The sequence below is a fragment of the Roseateles sp. UC29_93 genome (assembly GCF_042695725.1).
Taxonomy (GTDB): Bacteria; Pseudomonadota; Gammaproteobacteria; order Burkholderiales; family Burkholderiaceae_C; genus Roseateles; species Roseateles noduli_A.
The window spans coordinates 6,314,137-6,331,779 of record NZ_CP170545.1 but is presented as its reverse complement, the minus strand read 5'-3'; the positions used below and the strand labels follow the sequence as shown (position 1 = coordinate 6,331,779).

Below are 17,643 nucleotides of genomic sequence, written 5' to 3'. Positions count from 1 at the left end.
GTTGGTCCCCTCGCTCATGGGGCTACCTTCGCACGCTGTTCACCGAAGGCGCCGGCCTCGGCGAGCTTGCTCAACTCCGCCGCGCCGATGCCGTATTCCGCCATCACCTCGTCGATGTGCTGCCCCAGCAGCGGCGGCGGATGCCGCACTTCCTGCGGCGTGCCCAGCAGCTTCACCGCGAAGCCGATGTTGGGCACGCTGCCTTCGTTCGGATGATCGATCTCGATGCGCATCTGGCGGTGCTTGCCATGCTCGCTGTTGAACGCCTGCGGATACGTCAGGATCGGACCCGCCGGAATGCCCGCGGCCAGCATCCGATCGATCCAGTGCTCGGTGGTGTCGGCGGCGAAGCTGCGCTCCAGCGACTCGATGAGTTCCTCGCGATTCGCGAGCCGCGCGGCCACGGAGCCGAAGCGTTCCTCGGCCAGCAGGTCGGGACGCTCCAGCAGCCCGCACAGCTTCTGCCACAGCTTCTGATTCGTCGCGCCCATGACGAAGTAGCCGTCCGAGGCCTTCACCGCCTGGTACGGCGCGCTCATGCGATTGGACGTACCCAGCGGCGTCGGCTCGCGGCCGGTGCCCCAGTACTCGCAGGTGTCCCAGACCGAGAACGCCAACGCCGAGTCGAACAGCGACGCGTCCACGTACTGCCCGCGCCCGCTGGCCTTCGCGCCGATGTAGGCCGACAGCGCGCCGTAGACCGCGAACAGCGCGCAGCCGATGTCGGCCACCGGCACGCCCGCCTTGACCGGCGGACCGCCCGGATAACCCGTCACGCTCATCACGCCGGACATCGCCTGCGCCATCAGGTCGAAGCCGGGCCGCTCCGACCACGGCCCCGACTGTCCGAAGCCCGAGATGCTCACGTACACCAGTGCCGGGTTGATCTGGCTGAGCGTCTCGTAGTCCATGCCGAGCCGCTTCATCGCGCCCGGCCGGTAGTTCTCGACGAGGATGTCCGCCTCCTTGGCCATGCGGTGCAGCACCTGCTTGCCGGCCTCGGACTTCAGGTCGAGCGTCACGCTGCGCTTGTTGCGATTCATGTTGAGGAAACCCATGCTGTCGGGCCCCTTCATCTTGAATCCCATCGCGCCGCGCGTCTGATCGCCTTCGGGCGGCTCGATCTTCACGACGTCGGCGCCGAGGTCGGCCAGCAGCATGCAGGCGTACGGGCCGGCCATGACCTGGCTCACGTCGAGGACGCGCACGCCCTTGAGCGGCAACGGGCGGGTGGATGCGGTCGATGCGGTCATCGGTACTCCTTTCAGGCTTCGACGTGGACGTTCGCGTCCTTCACGACCTTGGCCCACTTCGTGCACTCGGCCTGGATGTAGGCGCCGAACTTCTCGCTGCTGCCGCCGGCGTCTTCCGCGCCGAATTCATCGAGCTTCGCCGCGATCTCGGGCAGGGCGAGCACCTTGTTCACGTCCTGGTTCATGCGCTGGACCATCTCGGCGGGCATGCCCTTGGGGCCGACCAGGCCGTACCACGATGCCGCGTCCAGGCCGGGACATCCCGACTCCGCCAGCGTGGGGACGTTGGGATAGCTCTTGGCGCGCTTGAGCCGGGTCTGCGCGATCGCGGTGACCTTGCCCTGCTTGATGAAGGGCGTGGCCGCGGTCATCGTGTCGAAGGCGAAGTCGATCTGGCCGCCCATCAGGTCGACCAGCAGCGCCGACGAGCCCTTGTAGGGCACGTGCGTGGCCTTGACCTTGGTCGCGAGCAGGAACATCTCGAGGGCCAGGCGTTGCGCCGAGCCGATGCCCGACGAGCCGAACGAGACCTGGCCCGGCTTGCTCCGGCAGAGCTCGACGATCTCCGGCACCGTGCGCACCTTCTGCGTGTCCACGCAGGTCAGCACGTTGGGCGTGACGCCGACCATGACGATGGGGGAGAAGTCGCGGCGCGGGTCGTACTTGACGTTGGGCATCAACGCCGGTGCGATGGCGTTGCTGTTGACGTGCGCCATCAGCAGCGTGGTGCCGTCCGCCGGCTGCTTGGAGGCGTAGTCCGCGGCGATGACGCCGGTCGCGCCGGCTTGTTCTCGACGAGGACCTGCGTGCCCCACATCCCGGTGAGCTTCTGCGCGAGCACGCGTGCCAGCACGTCGGTGCCGCCGCCGGCGGCGAAGCCGACGATGATCCGCACGGGGGACGTCGGCAGCGGGGCCGCGCGCAGCAGCGAGGGGAGGGCGAGGGCGCCCATCCCGGCACAGAGGCCGGCGCGGGTGAAGGTTCTGCGGCGCATCGTTGTCTCCTGTCGTTCTCGTGAAATTCCGTGAGGACGACTATTGAGCAACGAGGGGCCTGCCGGCCATCGCTAATTCGGCGGATCTGGTTTCGCGAAATTCGTACGCGCGAAGACCTCGGCGACGCTGACCGCCGCGGGCGACAGGCTGTCGGCGGGGCGGCAGCAGAGGACGAACTGGCGATGCGCCCAGGGCTCGGGGATCGCCACGCGCAGGAAGTGCGCACCGCCCGCGACGGTCTTCGCCACGGCCTTGGGCATCACGCCGACGCCGAGTCCCTGCGCGATCAGCGCCGCGATGCTGTCGAAGCCGCCGACGCGCATGCGCATGCGCAGCAGGCGGCCGGACTCGTTGGCCAGCCGCTCGAGCAGGGCGAAGATCGCGGAGCCTTCCCCCAGGCCGATGACGTCGCAGGACAGGATGTTGTCGAGCGTGGCGGGCGCGTGCGAGAACAGCGCATGACCGCGCGGCGCGACCAGCACGAGTTCATCGGCCCGATAAGGCATCGTCGGGAGATCGACGGCGCCCAGCGAGGATTCGAAGATGCCGATGTCGGCGGTGCCGCGCGTCAGCGCCTGCTGGACATTGAGGCTGTTCATCTCCTGCAGGTCGATGCTCACGCCGGGACACGCGGCGGCGCAGCGTTCGATGTCGGCGGGGACGAACTGCAGCACGGCCGACTTCGGTGCGGCGAGCCGCACGACGCCCTGCGCACCGCCGACAAAGGACGCGGCGTCGTCCTGCATACGCAGCACGGTGTGGGTGATGTTGCGCGCATGGGCCAGCATCGCGCGGCCCGCGTCGGTCAATGCCATGCCGTGCGGGCGACGCAGGAACAACGGCAGGCCGAATTGCGCTTCCAGCTCGGCGATGCGCCGTGAGGCGGCCGCCGGCGCGATGTGCAGTCGCTCCGCCGCACGCGTGACGCTCCCGAGCTCGGCGGTGGCGATGAACAGGTGCACCGTCGTGAGATCGAAGTGCGGACGGGCGGGGAGCTTCAGCGTCATGACGACAGTTTCTTCCCGAGGCGATACATGAATTCCTGGAAGTCGTTCAGCGACTTCACCCGGATGTGCTCGTTGAGTCCGTGCACGCCGCTCGGCTCCACGCCGGAGAAGGTCCCGACGCCGTAGGTCCAGATGCCGGCGTTGTTGAGGAAACGGCCGTCGGTCGTCGCGACCAGCATCGTCGGGATCACCGGCACGCCGGGCCAGAACTCCGCGGCGGTGCTTTTCACCGCCTGGATCACGAGCGGCGACATCGGCGGCTGCGGCGAGGCCAGCGCCTCGTTGGTCGCGCGCACGGTGATGCGTTCGTCGGCCATCACCTTCACGAGCGTCTTCTGCACCTCCTCGGCCGACTGGCCCGGCAGGATGCGGCAATTCACCGTCGCGCGGGCGCGCTGCGGCAACGCATTCGTCGCGTGACCGGCCTCGACCATCGTCGCCACGCAGGTCGTGCGCACGCTCGAGTTGTAGACCGGCGACTTCGCCCACAGGCGCTCCAGCGCCGCGGTGTCGGTCGGCTTCGCGAGCAGTCCGCGCAGGTCCGCCGCGATGTCCTTGTTGCCGTCGAGCTGGGCGACGCGCTCGAAGTAGGCGCGCGTCGTGTCGTTGAACTGGATGGGGAAGTCGAACTTCGACAGACGCGCGAGACCTTCGGCGAGGCGGTAAATTGCGTTGTCCCGCACGGGGACGGCGCTGTGGCCGCCGGGGTGCGTTACTTCGAGCTCATAGCCGACGAAGACCTTCTCGCCGATCTGCAGGCTGTACGAGACCGGCTGCTCGTTCTTGTCGAGCGTCCCGCCGCCGCCCTCGTTGAGCGCGAGCTCGGCGTCGATCAGCGCGCGGTGGTGCTTGAGCAGGTAGTCCAGGCCGTCCTACTTCGACGGGATGATCTCCTCGTCGCAGGTGAGCGCCATGATGATGTCGCGCTTCGGGACGAGTTTCTCTTCCTTGTAGCGGATGAGGTTGCTCACATGCGTGGCGACCTGCGACTTGTCGTCGGAGGTACCGCGGCCGTAGTAGACGCCGTTCTCCTCGATCAGCTTGAAGGGATCGCGGACCCAGTCCTCCCGCTTCGCTTCGACGACGTCGAGGTGCGCGACAAGCAGCAGCGGGCGCTTCTCGCCGTTGCCCTTCAAGCGCACGACGAGGTTGCCCTTCGTCGGCGCGTCGGGCGGGACGATGAGCTGCATGTCGCCGTCCGCATAGCCGGCCTGCTTGAGGCGCCGGGCCATCGCCTCGGCGGCGACGGTGCAACTGCCCGAGGAGTTCGTCGTGTTGGTCTCCACGAGCTCCTTGAAGATCTCGTGGAAGCGACGCAGCTCGCGCGGCGGCGTGGCGTCCGCGGCGAGTGCCTCGGCGCGGGGAATCAGGATCGCGAGCGCGACGGCGAGCGTCGACCAGGCACGGGTCATGGGCGTCTCCCTTCGGTGGTGGCGCGCGAAGGATACGCCCGAGCCAAACTCGAAGACGCCCGGTCTTGTCAGTTGAAGATGCCGACCGCCAGCTCCGCCCACACGAGCAGGAAAGCGACCAGGATCGCGGCGCCCGCCCACCAGCGGCGACGCCGGTCGGCGGTAAGACGCACCGCCGCTTCGAACGCCCCGCAGGCCACGGCGAGCATGGCGCCGAACACGAGGAAGTCGGCCAGATCCCAGCGGACCTCGGCGGTGACCTGCATGGCCGCCCAGGGCAGCACGAGCAGGAGCAGGGCACCGCCCCAGAGGGCTATGCGCCACGACGGTGATCGGCGGGTGGGATGGTTCATCGGCGGCTCCTCGTTGCGGGACGCACGGCCTCGTGCGCGGTGGTGAGGAGCATGAAGGCTGGCGGTGAAGTGACCGTGAAGTCGCGGCGTGACAAGGGTCGCGATCGCGACGATCCGCGTCGTCGATCAGTGCTGAAATGGGCGGGTCGCCCCACACGTCCGACCACCATGCGATTCGAACTCCCCGACGCCAAGAAGCTCGTCCATGAAACCCGCATCCCGATCCGCTGGGGCGACATGGACGCGATGGGCCATGTGAACAACACGGTCTACTTCCGCTACCTGGAGATCGTGCGCGTGGAGTGGCAGCCAGCCTCGGCCATCCGCCGAGCCCGGACGGTCAGGGCCCGGTCATCGTCAACGCGTTCTGCAACTTCCACCGGCAGCTCGCCTATCCAGGCGAAATCCTGGCGAAGCACTACGTCTCGAATCCCGGGCGCTCCAGCTTCGACACCTGGATCACGCTGGAGCGCCTCGACGAGCCCGGCGTCATCTACGCCTCGGGCGGCGCCACGACCGTGTGGCAGGACGCCACCATCCAGAGGTCCGTGCCGTTGCCGGACTGGCTGCGGCAGCATCTGGAGTGATGGCGATCGCGGATGGTTGACGGGGCGCTCGGGCTCCCGGGGTCAGTCCTTGCCCCCCAGCCACCGCGCCGCGTTCTGCACATACTGCTGCGTCGACCGCAGCGCCTCCGGATGGCGCTGCATCCCGTCCCCCGGCTGCTCGCTGACGAAGGACGGCGAGCCCTTGCTGACGTCCCAGTTGAAGTCGCAGAAGTGATGGAAGGTCGATTGCGCCAGCACCGGTCCGCCTTCCGCCGAACGTTCGCTCACCACGGCCAGGTTGAATCGATTCCCGCTCACGCGGCTGGTGCCCTGCAGGATCGCGCGGGCGCCACCGTCGTCCCCCGGCGAGCACACCGCGCCCTCATGCGGATGGGCGGGGAGATAACGCAGCAGGCCGGTCTCGGACAGCGGGTCGCGCAGCACCGGATGCGCGGGCTCCACCACCCGGACCTCCTGATAGTCGCCGTTGGCCCCGGAGTGATAGTTCGGCCACAGGATCGAGGACGTGAACGTGTCGTCGACGCAGCGCCGTTGCTCGTCCGGCTCCTCGTTGCGGGAGTGGAAGTGGTGCGCCCGCCCCAGCCAGCCGTCGAGCCCGCAGAGCGACGACCCCAGGTCCATGTGATCGCGCGTCAGCATCAGGCCGCCGCCGCGCTCGTGGAAGCGCCGGATGCCGTCGCAGTCCTCGGGCGTGAGGCCGTTGCCCACGTCCACCGCGAACAGCCACATCTGATCGAAGGACGAGGTGTCCAGGCTGCGCAGCACGGCGTCCGGCCCGGGGCCGGGGTCGCGGTCCCGCGCGGTGACCTCGTACAGCGGGCGGCCGTCGCCATCGCGACGCGACGCCAGAAACTCCTTGAGCAGACTGAACCGCGCGATGGACCAATCGTCCGGGTCCGCGGCGATCGTGGTTTGAAGAAGGACTCGCATGAAAGCTCCAGGACTGGGGGGATATCGCTGGATGCTAGACGGGCAAGGCCCGCCTCGACAGGCGCGTCCCGATCACCGGCCTGTTGAATGGCGGACACGAATGTCCGTGGCCGCCGTCGAGGAGCCGCCCGGGCTGTCCGGCATGAAGCGGCGGCGGCTCCATCGGCTCACCGGCCGCTCGATGAGGTAGTGGCACACGATCGCCATGGCCAGGGCGAAGGGCAGAGCGACGGCCAGGAGGACCCAGGGCCCGTGGCCGCGACCGAATGCGCTGATCGCCGCGAAATGCCACAGGAAGAGACCATAGGACAGGCGGCCGAGCCACGCCATCAACGGCTGTGCGAGCCACGATCCAGTCGGGTGCGCGGCGGCGTGGCTGACGAGCACGAAGGCGGCGATCTCCGCCACCGTGACGCGCACCGTGGCGCCGGCGGTGAGCCACTGGAAGGGCAAGGAGGGCAGCGCGAGATTGACGACCATCGCCACCCAGGCCGCGAGGACGACCCACCGCGGCATCGCGGTCGGTCGCAGCGCAGCGATCACGCCCAGCACGATGCCGGTCACGCGCGTGTCGAAGCGGAAGTAGGCCTGTCCCCATCCCCACTGCACGGCGACCGCGTATCGCCACGCCGTCACCACGAGGAAGGCGCCGAGCAGCCAGTGCATCGGCCGCCGCGCGCGCAGCAGCATCGGCAGCAGCACGGGCCACAGCAGGTAGAACTTCTCCTCGATGCCCAGCGACCAGGTGACGCCCAGCGTCGGCGGCAGGACGTTGAAGGCGATGGCGTAGTCCATCACGTAGGTCAGCGCCAGGATGGCCATCGTCCAGCGCGGCTCCTGCGGGAACAGCAGCGGCGCGAGCGCGAGGTAGGCCACGACCAGGACCAGCAGCGGCGGATACAGGCGCAGCAGCCGGCGCGCGTAGAAGCGGCCGACCGCGATGCCGCCCTGGCGGACCTCGGCCGCGAGCAGCGCGGTGATCAGGTACCCCGAGAGGACGAAGAACAGGTCGACGCCGATGTGGCCGCCGCCGAAGCCCGGCACCAGGCAGTGGAAGGCGATCACGACCAGGATGGACAGCGCCCGCAGGCCGTCCAGCGCGGGGTTGTAGGGCAGGCTGGGCGAGCTCATGGCGGGGAAATCATAGGGCGAGGCCCTCCTCGGTGAACAGCGCGGCGCGCACGCCGCGGTCCAGGTACATGCGCCGGGCGAAGGCGGTCAGGTTGCGCAGGCCGTCCAGCCCGACGTCGGCGCCCACCGCCCAGCGGAACATCACGAACAGGTAGGGGTCGGCGATCGAGCGCGTCCCGGTCAGCCAGTCGCGGCCGGCCAGTTGCCGGTCCAGCCGCTCCAGGCAGGCCCGCACCTGGCGCTGTGCGGGGCTGATGCGCAGCGCGGCGTGCGGGTCGCCCTCGTCGAGTGCCTTGAGCGCGAAGACCGACTTGAACGCCCCGTGCACGTCCGAGTTCATGAAGGCCAGCCAACGCATCGTCTCGGCCCGCGCGCGCGGCGTGTCGCCCAGCAGCCCGGCCTCGGGAAAACACTCGGCCAGGTAGTGCAGCACCGCGACGTTCTCGGTCAGCAGCAGGTCGCCGTCGCGCAGCAACGGCACGTTGGCGCCGGGGTTCAGCGCCAGGTACTCCGGCGCGCGCAGCGCGCGCGGCGTCATGGCCACGGCGGCATACGGCGCCCCCGTCCATTCGAGCGCGATGTGATCTGCCAGCGAGCACGCGCCGGGCAGGTAGTAGAGCTGCATCATCGATCGGTCCTCTCCTCGACCCGGGAACGGGGGCGAATGCTAGAAGCCACGCCCTTCTCCGGCTAGGCGACGCCCGCGCAACACCTTGTTGCCCGGAGGTCACGAATGCGCGGCCGGGATCGTGTCCGGGCAGCGCAGGTCCCGCTCGCGGATGCGCGCGGTCATGAAGTCGATGAACACCCGCATTCGGGAGGGCAGGTGCTGCCGACTCAGGAAGCAGATGTAATGGCCCTGGTCGACCGGCGCATGCTGCGGCAGGCAGGCCACCAGCGAGCCGTCGCGCAGCGCGTCGCAGGCCATGAAGTCCGGCATCTGCGCCAGGCCCTGGCCGTCCAGCACGGCCTGGCACACCAGGTCCGCGTCGTTGTAGGTCAGGCGCGCCTTGGGCAGCACGCGCCGGGTCTGGCCGTCGACCTGGAACTCCCAGTCGACGATGCGCCCCGACGGCACCCGCACGTTGATGCAGGGATGGCGGTCGAGCTCCTCGACGCTCGCCGGCAGGCCGTGCACCTGCGCGTATTCGCGCGAGGCGCAGACCAGCATCTGCATCGGCACGATCTGCTTGGCGATGATCTGCGCGTCCTCCATGCGGCCGTGGCGGAAGGCCACGTCCACGCCGTCGGCGATGAAGTCCGTGGGCCGCTCGCTGAGCAGCAGCTCGATGGCGACGTCGGGATAGGTGTCCTGGAAGGCGTTCAGCAGCGGGGCCACCACGCGGCGGCCGAACCCCACCGAGGCACCGATGCGCAGATGCCCCCGCGGCGGCCCCTCGCGCAGATCGCGCATCTCCTCGACCGCCTGCATGATCCGATCCACGCCGGCATGGCAGTTGGCGTAGAAGCGATCGCCCTCGCGCGTCAGCGAGGTGCTGCGCGTGGTGCGCGTGAACAGCCGGACATCGAGCTGGTCCTCCAGCCGCTGCACGCTGCGGCTGACCGCGGAGCGGCCGATGCCCAGCCGCTCCGCCGCGCGGGCGAAGCTGCCTTCGGCGACCACGGCGATGAACGCCATCACGCCGGCGTAGGTCGTGGCGAAGCTCGACGCGAGGGGATCAGGGTGGCCGGACGGGATCATGGCGGGGACCGGTGAAGTCATGGACGAACTCTGGTCGAAGCTGCGCGCGAGGGCGAGTTAAAGCGCGTTAAAGCTGAGGCCGGAGCCGGGCCGCCGCCTTTACCGCCGTGCGCGGTTCCGCACATACTCGGCCGCCCAACAACAAGGTCCGTCCGCCATGCAAGCACCGCCCGCGGCGCCGATCGACGCGCCGGCCGCCGACTACCGCTGGTTCTTCGGCGCCTTCGTGCTCTGGGAGATGCAACGTCGTCTCGAGCGCACCGACCCGGCAGGCGCCGGGGCGGATGGCGCACAGGCCGTGCGCATCGGTCCGCGGTCCTTCGAACTGCTGCTGCACCTGGTGCGCCGCGCCGGCGAGTACATCGCCAAGGAGGAACTGCTGGCCACCGTCTGGTCCGGCGTGGTGGTGGAGGAGGCCAGCGTCCGCGTGCACATGTCCATGCTGCGCAAGGCGCTGGGCGAGCCGGGCGAGCTCGACGGCTGCCATGAATGGATCTCCACGGTGCCGCAGCGCGGCTACCGCTTCAACGGGCGGGTGCGGCGCGAGGCGGTCGAGGGCGACGCCGCGCCGGCCCCGGTCCGGCTGCGCGCCGCGTCGCGCACCTTCGCCGCGCCGCCGACGCTGCTGACCGAGCTGATCGGCCGCGACGCCGACGTGGACACGGTGCTCGGCTCGCTCGAGGGCCACCGGCTCGTGACGCTGGTCGGGGCGGGCGGCATCGGCAAGACCAGCGTCGCGACCCGCGCCTCGGAATGCCTCCAGCAGCGCCAGGGCGTGCCGGTGGCCTTCGTCGACCTGGCGCCGCTGATCTCGCAGGACCACGTGCTCAGCACGATGGCGCGGGCGCTGGGCGCCGCGCCGGACATGCCCGACACCATCCAGGCGATCACGCAGACCATCGTCGGCCGCGACGTGCTGCTGGTGATCGACAACTGCGAGCACGTGATCGAGACCTTGGCCGCGCCGGTCCTGCGGCTGCTGGGCGCTCTGCCGGGTCTGCGCATCCTCGCCACCAGCCGCGAGGCGCTGCGCGTGCCCGGGGAACTGGTGCTGCGGCTGGCGCCGCTGGCGGTGCCGGCGGAGGACGCGCCGTCGCTCACCGAAGCCTTGCGCGCGCCCGCGGTGCAACTGCTGGTGGGCCGCGCGCGCGCGGCCGGCGCCGGACCGTTCCAGGACGCGCAAGGGCCGCTGCTGGCGCGGGTCGCGCGGCAGCTCGACGGCATCCCGCTGGCGATCGAGCTGGTGGCCGCGCGACTGGCGGTGCAGTCGGTGAGCGAGCTCGCGCTGCGCCTGGACGACCACATCCGGCTCTTCTCCATCGGCAACCGCAGCGCGCTGCCGCGCCATCGCACGCTGGCGGCGGCGCTGGACTGGAGCATCGCGCTGCTCAGCGAGCCCGAGCTGACGATGTTCCGGCGGCTGTCGGTGTTCCGCGGGCGCTTCGACGTCGAGTCGGCGCTGGGCGTCGCGCTGGACGCCGATCCGGAGGAGGCCTTCGAGACCCTGATCGCGCTGGCGGCCAAGTCGCTGGTGTTCTTCGACAGCCAGGATGCGTTCGCGCCGTACCGGCTGCTGGACACCACGCGCAGCTACGCGTCGGCGCTGCTGGCGCAGAGCGACGAACGGGCCGCGCTGCTGCACCGTCACGCGACGGTGATGGTGGAAGTGATGAAGACGGCGACCGCGGACCTGCAGACACTCAGCGAGCAGGCCTGGGACGATCGCCACGCCTGGCGGCTCAACGACGTGCGCTCGGCGCTGGAGCATTGCCTGGTGCAGGAGACCGACGCCAAGTCCGCGAATGCGCTGGTCATCGCATCCGCGCCGCTGTGGTTCCACCTGTCGCTGGTGGCCGAGTACCAGCACTGGGTGCAGGCCGCGCTGCGGCTGGTCGACGAGCAGGCCGAACCCGACGTCGAGACGGCGACCTCGCTCTACACGGTGCTGATCACCGCGCTGCTGCACACCGGCGGCAGCGTCGAGGAGCTGAACGACGCCTGCGACCGCGCGCTCGCGGGCGCGCTGGCGATCGGCTCGTCGGCGCTGGAGCTGCGGGCGCGGTGGGGACGGTGCACGCATGACATGTTCCGCGGCGAGTACAGCGCGGCCCTGCGTCACGCCCACACGCTGGCGTCGACGGCGACGGCCTGGGCCGACCCGGCGGCGCTGATCCTGTCGCACCGGGTCTGCGCGATGGCCCACCATTTCTGCGGCCGCTTCGACGAGTCGCGCCGTCACAGCGAGGCCGCGCTCGCCGCGGCGACGCCGCGTCGCACCAACGCCAACCTCGTCGGGCCGGACTCGGTCGTCGCCACGAAGGCGCTGTTCTGCCGCACCGCGTGGATCCAGGGGGACGCCGCCGGCGCGCTGACCCTCGCCACCGAGGCGGTCGACCGGGCGCAGGCGATGGGACATTCGGTATCGATGTGCTCGGCGCTCTACGGCGCCTGCGTGGTCGCCCTGTGGGCTGGGGAACATGAGCTCGCCGCGCGCTGGATCCGCCTGATGACCGACGAGGCCCGCCGCCGCGGACTGACCGGCTGGCTGCGCTACGCGGAGTGGTTCTGGCAGGGCTTGCGGCTGGCCGAGGAGCCGGATCGCGCGGCCTACATCGAGTCGGTCCGCGCCGAGCTGCCGGGCTACGACGCGCCGCGACGCGAGATGCTGGTGACCTTCTGCGCGGAGTGGTTCGACGACGCGCTGGTCGAGCGGCTCGCGCTCGGCGAGGGCCTCTGGTGCGCGCCGGAGATCTGGCGCGCCGCGGGCTGGCGCGACGAGCGGGCGGGCCGGCTGGAAGACGCCGAGCGCCACTACCGCCGTGCCGTCGACGTGGCGCGGGAGCAGGGCACGCGCGGATGGGAACGCCGCGCGGCGGGCAGCCTCGCGGCGCTGTGGGCGTCGCAGGGCAAGGCCGCGCAGGCGCAGGAACTGCTCGACGCCGCGGGCCGCGGCCCGTCCAACGAATCACCACCATCACGATGACGACGATGAACCGAGGGAGGACGATCTTGATGACGATCCGCATGAAGACAAGGCTGGCGACCGCCGCCGTGATGGCATCGGGACTGCTCGCGACGCCGGCGCTGTGGGCGCAGGCGGCGACGCCCGCGCCGGCATCCGCGCCGGCGCTCGATCCGGACACCGGCCTGCCGGCCGCGCCGGCCTTCGAGTTCCCCGCCGCGCCTGCGGTGGATCCTTTCTGGGCCGAGCGCCGCACCGGCTACCTCACCACCGCCGACGGCGAGCGCCTGCGCTACAGCGTGCTGCTACCCAAGCGCACCGGCGCCGAACGCGTGCCGGTGATCCTCTTCATCAACGGCTACGACGCCGGCTCGATCGGCGGGATGCCCTACCGGCGCGGCCAGACCGCGCAGCGGCTGGCGCTGGACCGCAAGCTGCTAGAGGCCGGCTACGCCGTGATGGGCCTGAATCCCGCCGGCACCGGCTGCTCGACCGGCACGCTCGAATACATCCGCCCGCAACTGGGCCGGCACGGCGCGGGAGGCGGTCGAGTTCGCCGCGGCGCAGGACTGGTCCAACGGCCGCGTGGGGATGATGGGGTTCTCGTACAGCGGCTCGTCGCAGCTGGCGACGGCGCAGTTCCAGCCGCCGCACCTGCGCGCGATCGTGCCCGGCGCGCCGCTGGTCGACTACCGCGAGGCGCTCAACCCCGGCGGCGTGCCGCAGCCCGGCTTCATCACCGGCTTCCGCGTCGTCTTCCGCGCGTGGTGGCAGACCGTCGTTCTGCGCACCGCGCAGGAAGAGGGCGATGCCGCCTGCGTCCGCCAAGTCGCCCGCAACCTCGAGAACGAGGAGCCGCATTCGATCATGCAGTTCTTCACCGCGCATCCGCTGCGCGACGAATACATGAACGGCTTCGACCTGTCGCGCGGCATGGACTGGATCCGCGTGCCGGTGCTGTCGACGGAAGCCTTCCAGGACCAGGCGCTCACGCCGCGCGGCAGCCACTACCAGGCGCGGCTGGACCCGAAGCTGCTGTGGCACGTGCAGTCCAACGGCGCGCATGATTTCTACGATGCACCGGCCTTCCAGGCGACGGCGCTGCGCTTCGTCGACCGCTTCGTGAAGGGCGTCGACAACGGCTTCGAGCGCGACACGCCGCGGCTGTCGCTGTGGATGGAGACGACCGGGGGCGCGGCCAAGGACCAGCAGAGCGGCGCGTGGGCGCGGGCGGGCTGGACGATCAACCGCGAGGCGATCCGCGATTCCGACCTGCGGATCCGCGACTTCCACCTCGCCGAGGGCGGCGTGCTGGCGGACCAGACCGGCGGCGGCGCGGCCGACGGCTTCGACGCGCCGGGCACGGGCGTCGCGGTGAACGACATCCTCGGCAACGCGTTCTGGGGGCCGCTGCCGGCGGACTGGAAGTCGACGAGCCTGGCCTACACCTCCGCGCCGCTGGGCGAGGACCTGCTGGTCTACGGTCCCGGCAGCGCGGGACCTCTGGGTCGCGGCCACCGGCGGCGACGCGGACCTGCAGGTCACCGTCACCGAGCTGCGGCCCGACGGCCAGGAAACCTACGTACAACGCGGATGGCTGCGGCTGTCCAACCGGACGCTGGATCCGGCGCGCTCGACCCGGCTGCTGCCGTGGCACGGCGAGCGGCCCCAGGACATCGCCCCGCTGCTGCCCAACCGGCCGGTGCTCGCGCGCGTCGAGGTGCAGAAGATGGGCCACTTCTTCCGCAAGGGATCGCGGCTGCGGCTGTGGATCGACACGCCGGCGCAGTCCGGCGGCATGGTCTTCGCTCCGTTCTCGCTGCGCCAACGCCTCCACGTGCTGCACAACGCGCGCCACGACTCGGTCCTGCGGCTGGGCGTGCTCGACGGCGTGCGCGGCCCCGCGGAACGCCCCGCCTGCGGCACGCTGCTGATGCAGCCGTGCCGGCCGGATCCGCTGGCCGGCTCCCCGCACTGACGAGGCGGCACCTGCCCTGCGTCCCCGTGCCCACGGGGACTGGCGGGCAGGTGTGCGGACCAGGCGGCGCGTGCCGATACGCCCGCATTGGTGCCCCGCCGGCAACACGGTGAGAACCGCGGCATGGCTTCCGCCGCCGCCGCGCGATTCCTAGCATGGGGACATCCATTCCAAGGAGAAGCCCATGTTCCGAATCCGCTCCCCTCGCGGCATGCTGCGCCGCTCGGTGCTGTCCGTGCTCGCCGTCGCGTTCTGCGCGACGCTGTCCACCGGCCTGATCGTCAACGACGCCCACGCTGCCCCGCCCGAACCCAAGGTCTCGGCGCTGATGAACAAGCCGCTCGGCAACCTGCCCGGCCAGGAAGGCCTGATGCTGGTGGTCGAGTACCCGCCCGGCGGCGCCGACCCGGTCCACCGCCATGACGCGCACGGCTTCATCTACGTGCTCGAAGGCTCGATCGTGATGGGCGTGAAGGGCGGCAAGGAAGTGACGCTGCGCCCCGGCGAGACCTTTTACGAAGGCCCCGCCGACATCCACACCGTCGGCCGCAACGCCAGCACGACCAAGCCGGCGAAGTTCGTCGTCTTCCTGGTCAAGAAGCAGGGCGTCGATGCCGTGCTGCCCGCGCACTGATGCCGCACCCGGCACGCCATGACGGGCCCGCGACGGGCAGGAGGCCATGATGAAGCTGTACTACATGACCGGCGCCGGCTCGCTGGCGAGCCACATCGCGCTGGAGTGGGCGGGCGGCGGCTACGAGGCCGTGCGCATGACGCGGTCGCGGCTGCGCTCGCCGGAGTTCCTCGTGCTGAGCCCAATGGGCACCGTGCCGGTGCTGCTGGATGAGGACCTGTGCCTGACGGAAAGCGTGGCGATCCTGGCGCACATCGCCGATGTCTACCCGGCCGCTGGCCTGTGGGGCGGCACCGGTGCGAGCGGCCGCGCAAGGACGCTGCAGTGGCTGGCCTTCCTCAACTCGGAAGTGCACAAGGCCTTCGCGCCGATCTTCTATCCGGAGCGCTTCCGCTTCGGTGTCGCGAACGCCGACGCGAACGTCGATGACATCGCCGCCGTCGCGCGCGATCGCGTGCGCACGCTGCTCGGGCGCATCGAGTCCCAGCTCGCGGGCCTGTCCTGGCTGACCGGCGAGCGCTCGATCGCCGACGCCTACCTGTTCGTGATGCTGCGCTGGGCGCTGACGACCAAGATCGGCCTGGCGGAGTTCCCGGACCTGGCCGCCTTCCTGCGCCGGCTGCATGAGGACCGGGGCGTGCGCGCCGCGCTGGCGGTCGAGGAACGATTGGCCGGCGTGCCTGCGCCGGGCCGGCCGGACGTGAGTCTGCCGGCGCCGGGCAGGGGCTCGTTGCTGGCGGAGATCGTCGGCGTCGTCGAGTACCGCGAAGGCGAGGGCGTGCCGCAGGAGCTCCGCCGCGGCGCGGTCGAGGTCGTCGTCGGCGAGGCCGACGTCGTGATCTCCTGGAGCGACGAGCAGTACCGCGGTCAGGCGGCGATGCCGCTCGCGCTGTTCACCCGCTACCTCGGCGACGGCGCGATCCGCGTCTGATCGTTCGCGAACCCGCGGCGCGGGTCCGCCCCGCGCATTCCTGGTTTCTTCCTTGTCTCTGTCTCGTTCCTTCCTTCTTCTCTCCCTTCCACTCTTTCGGAGCACGGCCATGGCCCACGGAATCGCCCGCATCGGGCAGGATCGTTATCGCACCCACATCGAGCTCGGCGCGCACACGCTCGTCGCGGACGAGCCCGAAGTGCTCGGCGGCGCGTACGCCGGTCCCGCGCCCTACGACCTGCTGCTGGCCAGCCTCGGCGCCTGCACGGCGATCACGCTGCGCATGTACGCCGACCGCAAGACCTGGCCCCTCGAGTCGCTCGAGGTCGATCTGCAATGGCGGCAGGAGGAGGACGGCCCCCGCGTCGTGCGCACGCTGCGCATCGCGGGCCTGGACGAGGCGCAGCGCGAGCGCCTCGCCGAGATCGCCGAACGCACGCCGGTCACGCTGACGCTGCTGGGCGGCGTCTCGATCGACACCTACCTCGGCTGAGGCGCGAGCGACATGCCGACCCGCGGCTTCAGTTTCGTGAACGCGCACGGCCAGCGCCTGGCCGGCAAGGTGGAGATGCCGGAGCGCGTCGTGCGCGGCTGGGCGCTGCTGGCGCACTGCTTCAGCTGCGGCAAGGACAGCCGCACGGCGGTCGCGCTGGCGCGCGGCCTGGCTGCGCAGGGCATCGGGGTGCTGCGCTTCGATTTCTCGGGCGTCGGCGGCAGCGATGGCCATTTCGACGACACGAGCTTCACGCTCAACGTGGAGGACCTCGTCGCCGCCGGCGAGGCGATGGCCGAGGCGGGCATGCCGGCGGCGCTGCTGATCGGGCACAGCCTCGGTGGCACGGCGGTGCTGACGGCAGCATCGCGGATGCCGTCGGTGCGCGCGGTGGCGACGATCGGCGCGCCGTTCGACGCGTCGCATCTGCTCGGCCATGCGACCGCGCAGGACCTGCGGGCGCTCGACGAGCACGGCGCGATCGAGCTGCTGCTCGGCGGGTTTCCGGTGCGCATCGGCAAGGCCTTCGTCGAAGACCTGCGTCTGCACGATGCCGGCCGGCGGCTGGCCGAGTTGAAGGTGCCGCTGATGATCCTGCACAGCCCGATGGACCAGGTCGTCGACATCGAGAACGCGAGTCGCATCTTCCTGGCCGCCCACCATTCGAAGAGCTTCGTCTCGCTGGACAAGGCGGACCATCTGATGCGCGACCACGCCGATGCCGTGCACGCGAGCGCCTGCGTCGCGGCCTGGGCGATCCGCTACCTCCACGATCCGCAGCCGATGGCAGTACCGTCGCCCGACGCCGAGGCAGAGGAAACCGGACTCGGCAAGTTCCAGCTGGCACTGCAGTCGGGCGGCTCGCGGTGGCTGGCGGATCAGCCGGAGTCGGTCGGCGGCCTCGGGTCGGGACCGTCGCCCTACAACCTGCTGTCGTCGGCGCTTGCGGCCTGCACGACGATGACGATCCGCCACTTCGCCGAGCTCAAGGGATGGCAGATCGGACGCATCCGCACGGGCGTGAGCCATCGCAAGCGAAAGGACGGCACGCCGGCCGATGAGTTCTCCCGGCGCATCACGATCGAGGGCGAGCTCGATGACGAGCAGCGCGCACGGTTGGTGGAGGTCGCGCAGCGGTGCCCGGTTCACCGCACGCTGGAAGCAGGCGCGGTGTTCAGTGAGCCGACGATCGACAGCTGAGGAATGCCTTGCCTGCGAAGTCCGGGGCGTTGGCCGCAGATGCATGGGGCCTTGCCGGCAAGCGGCAAAACCCCAAGCATCTCCGTCCCCAAC

Annotated in this window: 15 protein-coding genes and 4 pseudogenes; 9 read left to right on the top strand and 10 right to left on the bottom strand. The window is 70.4% G+C overall.

What is annotated here, in order from left to right; translation table 11 throughout:
• Positions 1–14: 14 nt before the first annotated feature.
• The 6 genes and pseudogenes from ACFJIX_RS29340 to ACFJIX_RS29315 all read right to left on the bottom strand — a co-directional run bounded on the left by ACFJIX_RS29340 (position 15) and on the right by ACFJIX_RS29315 (position 5,020).
• A complete protein-coding gene (locus ACFJIX_RS29340) occupies positions 15–1,253 on the bottom strand; it encodes a CaiB/BaiF CoA transferase family protein (RefSeq protein ID WP_377156388.1) in 1,239 nt (412 codons plus the stop codon).
• Between the two features lie 11 nt (positions 1,254–1,264).
• Positions 1,265–2,247, bottom strand: a pseudogene (locus ACFJIX_RS29335) (Bug family tripartite tricarboxylate transporter substrate binding protein).
• Positions 2,248–2,319: 72 nt separating this feature from the next.
• The gene (locus ACFJIX_RS29330) at positions 2,320–3,255 is read right to left on the bottom strand and encodes a LysR family transcriptional regulator (RefSeq protein WP_377156386.1); all 936 of its coding nucleotides are present in this window, start codon (positions 3,253–3,255) and stop codon (positions 2,320–2,322) included.
• The gene (locus ACFJIX_RS29325) at positions 3,252–4,088 is read right to left on the bottom strand and encodes a M20/M25/M40 family metallo-hydrolase (protein WP_377162041.1); all 837 of its coding nucleotides are present in this window, start codon (positions 4,086–4,088) and stop codon (positions 3,252–3,254) included. The genes ACFJIX_RS29330 and ACFJIX_RS29325 overlap by 4 nt, the downstream gene beginning before the upstream one ends.
• A 39-nt stretch (positions 4,089–4,127) precedes the next feature.
• Complete coding sequence (locus ACFJIX_RS29320; protein ID WP_377156384.1) at positions 4,128–4,667, bottom strand: M20/M25/M40 family metallo-hydrolase; 540 nt, start codon at positions 4,665–4,667, stop codon at positions 4,128–4,130.
• Between the two features lie 68 nt (positions 4,668–4,735).
• Positions 4,736–5,020, bottom strand: a complete 285-nt coding sequence (locus tag ACFJIX_RS29315; protein WP_377156381.1) for a hypothetical protein — start codon at positions 5,018–5,020, stop codon at positions 4,736–4,738.
• A 168-nt stretch (positions 5,021–5,188) separates the two neighbouring features.
• Here ACFJIX_RS29315 and ACFJIX_RS29310 point away from each other — a divergent pair.
• Positions 5,189–5,607: pseudogene (locus tag ACFJIX_RS29310) on the top strand (acyl-CoA thioesterase).
• A gap of 42 nt (positions 5,608–5,649) precedes the next feature.
• Here the strand turns inward: ACFJIX_RS29310 and ACFJIX_RS29305 are convergent.
• The 4 genes from ACFJIX_RS29305 to ACFJIX_RS29290 all read right to left on the bottom strand — a co-directional run bounded on the left by ACFJIX_RS29305 (position 5,650) and on the right by ACFJIX_RS29290 (position 9,373).
• The gene (locus ACFJIX_RS29305) at positions 5,650–6,519 is read right to left on the bottom strand and encodes a hypothetical protein (protein ID WP_377156379.1); all 870 of its coding nucleotides are present in this window, start codon (positions 6,517–6,519) and stop codon (positions 5,650–5,652) included.
• A 72-nt stretch (positions 6,520–6,591) separates the two neighbouring features.
• On the bottom strand, positions 6,592–7,650 hold the full coding sequence (locus ACFJIX_RS29300; RefSeq protein ID WP_377156377.1) for an acyltransferase family protein: 1,059 nt from the start codon (positions 7,648–7,650) through the stop codon (positions 6,592–6,594).
• A 10-nt stretch (positions 7,651–7,660) separates the two neighbouring features.
• Positions 7,661–8,278, bottom strand: coding sequence for a glutathione S-transferase family protein (locus ACFJIX_RS29295; RefSeq protein ID WP_377156375.1), 618 nt, complete (start codon positions 8,276–8,278; stop codon positions 7,661–7,663).
• 99 nt (positions 8,279–8,377) lie between these two features.
• Positions 8,378–9,373: a LysR family transcriptional regulator gene (locus ACFJIX_RS29290; protein ID WP_377156374.1), complete on the bottom strand. Its 996-nt coding sequence runs from the start codon at positions 9,371–9,373 to the stop codon at positions 8,378–8,380.
• 136 nt (positions 9,374–9,509) lie between these two features.
• Between ACFJIX_RS29290 and ACFJIX_RS29285 the strand changes: the two genes are divergently transcribed.
• The 8 genes and pseudogenes from ACFJIX_RS29285 to ACFJIX_RS29250 all read left to right on the top strand — a co-directional run bounded on the left by ACFJIX_RS29285 (position 9,510) and on the right by ACFJIX_RS29250 (position 17,550).
• Positions 9,510–12,335 carry an ATP-binding protein gene (locus ACFJIX_RS29285; RefSeq protein ID WP_377156372.1) on the top strand — a complete coding sequence of 942 codons (2,826 nt, stop codon included), beginning with the start codon at positions 9,510–9,512 and terminating at the stop codon, positions 12,333–12,335.
• Positions 12,332–12,766 (top strand): annotated as a pseudogene (locus ACFJIX_RS29280) (hypothetical protein); the annotation flags it as partial. The gene ACFJIX_RS29285 and the pseudogene ACFJIX_RS29280, both read left to right, overlap by 4 nt.
• Positions 12,767–12,905: 139 nt before the next feature.
• Positions 12,906–13,412, top strand: a pseudogene (locus ACFJIX_RS29275) (CocE/NonD family hydrolase); the annotation flags it as partial.
• A gap of 436 nt (positions 13,413–13,848) precedes the next feature.
• Positions 13,849–14,292: a CocE/NonD family hydrolase C-terminal non-catalytic domain-containing protein gene (locus ACFJIX_RS29270; RefSeq protein ID WP_377162039.1), complete on the top strand. Its 444-nt coding sequence runs from the start codon at positions 13,849–13,851 to the stop codon at positions 14,290–14,292.
• Positions 14,293–14,476: 184 nt separating this feature from the next.
• Positions 14,477–14,926: a cupin domain-containing protein gene (locus ACFJIX_RS29265; protein WP_377156370.1), complete on the top strand. Its 450-nt coding sequence runs from the start codon at positions 14,477–14,479 to the stop codon at positions 14,924–14,926.
• A 49-nt stretch (positions 14,927–14,975) separates the two neighbouring features.
• Entirely contained in the window at positions 14,976–15,857 is an 882-nt protein-coding gene (locus tag ACFJIX_RS29260; RefSeq protein WP_377156368.1) for a glutathione S-transferase family protein, read from the top strand.
• Between the two features lie 109 nt (positions 15,858–15,966).
• Complete coding sequence (locus ACFJIX_RS29255) at positions 15,967–16,350, top strand: OsmC family protein (protein ID WP_377156366.1); 384 nt, start codon at positions 15,967–15,969, stop codon at positions 16,348–16,350.
• Positions 16,351–16,362: 12 nt separating this feature from the next.
• On the top strand, positions 16,363–17,550 hold the full coding sequence (locus tag ACFJIX_RS29250) for an alpha/beta fold hydrolase (RefSeq protein ID WP_377156364.1): 1,188 nt from the start codon (positions 16,363–16,365) through the stop codon (positions 17,548–17,550).
• Positions 17,551–17,643: the final 93 nt, after the last annotated feature.

What these genes read in the sequence shown, in the direction of transcription:
- ACFJIX_RS29295 (WP_377156375.1), bottom strand. Translation starts at nt 8,278, where the DNA reads ATGATGCAGCTCTACTACCTGCCCGGCGCGTGCTCGCTGGCAGATCAC.
- ACFJIX_RS29300 (WP_377156377.1), bottom strand. Translation starts at nt 7,650, where the DNA reads ATGAGCTCGCCCAGCCTGCCCTACAACCCCGCGCTGGACGGCCTGCGG.
- ACFJIX_RS29315 (WP_377156381.1), bottom strand. Translation starts at nt 5,020, where the DNA reads ATGAACCATCCCACCCGCCGATCACCGTCGTGGCGCATAGCCCTCTGG.
- ACFJIX_RS29255 (WP_377156366.1), top strand. Translation starts at nt 15,967, where the DNA reads ATGGCCCACGGAATCGCCCGCATCGGGCAGGATCGTTATCGCACCCAC.
- ACFJIX_RS29340 (WP_377156388.1), bottom strand. Translation starts at nt 1,253, where the DNA reads ATGACCGCATCGACCGCATCCACCCGCCCGTTGCCGCTCAAGGGCGTG.
- ACFJIX_RS29265 (WP_377156370.1), top strand. Translation starts at nt 14,477, where the DNA reads ATGTTCCGAATCCGCTCCCCTCGCGGCATGCTGCGCCGCTCGGTGCTG.
- ACFJIX_RS29290 (WP_377156374.1), bottom strand. Translation starts at nt 9,373, where the DNA reads ATGACTTCACCGGTCCCCGCCATGATCCCGTCCGGCCACCCTGATCCC.
- ACFJIX_RS29330 (WP_377156386.1), bottom strand. Translation starts at nt 3,255, where the DNA reads ATGACGCTGAAGCTCCCCGCCCGTCCGCACTTCGATCTCACGACGGTG.
- ACFJIX_RS29285 (WP_377156372.1), top strand. Translation starts at nt 9,510, where the DNA reads ATGCAAGCACCGCCCGCGGCGCCGATCGACGCGCCGGCCGCCGACTAC.
- ACFJIX_RS29305 (WP_377156379.1), bottom strand. Translation starts at nt 6,519, where the DNA reads ATGCGAGTCCTTCTTCAAACCACGATCGCCGCGGACCCGGACGATTGG.
- ACFJIX_RS29250 (WP_377156364.1), top strand. Translation starts at nt 16,363, where the DNA reads ATGCCGACCCGCGGCTTCAGTTTCGTGAACGCGCACGGCCAGCGCCTG.
- ACFJIX_RS29260 (WP_377156368.1), top strand. Translation starts at nt 14,976, where the DNA reads ATGAAGCTGTACTACATGACCGGCGCCGGCTCGCTGGCGAGCCACATC.
- ACFJIX_RS29320 (WP_377156384.1), bottom strand. Translation starts at nt 4,667, where the DNA reads ATGACCCGTGCCTGGTCGACGCTCGCCGTCGCGCTCGCGATCCTGATT.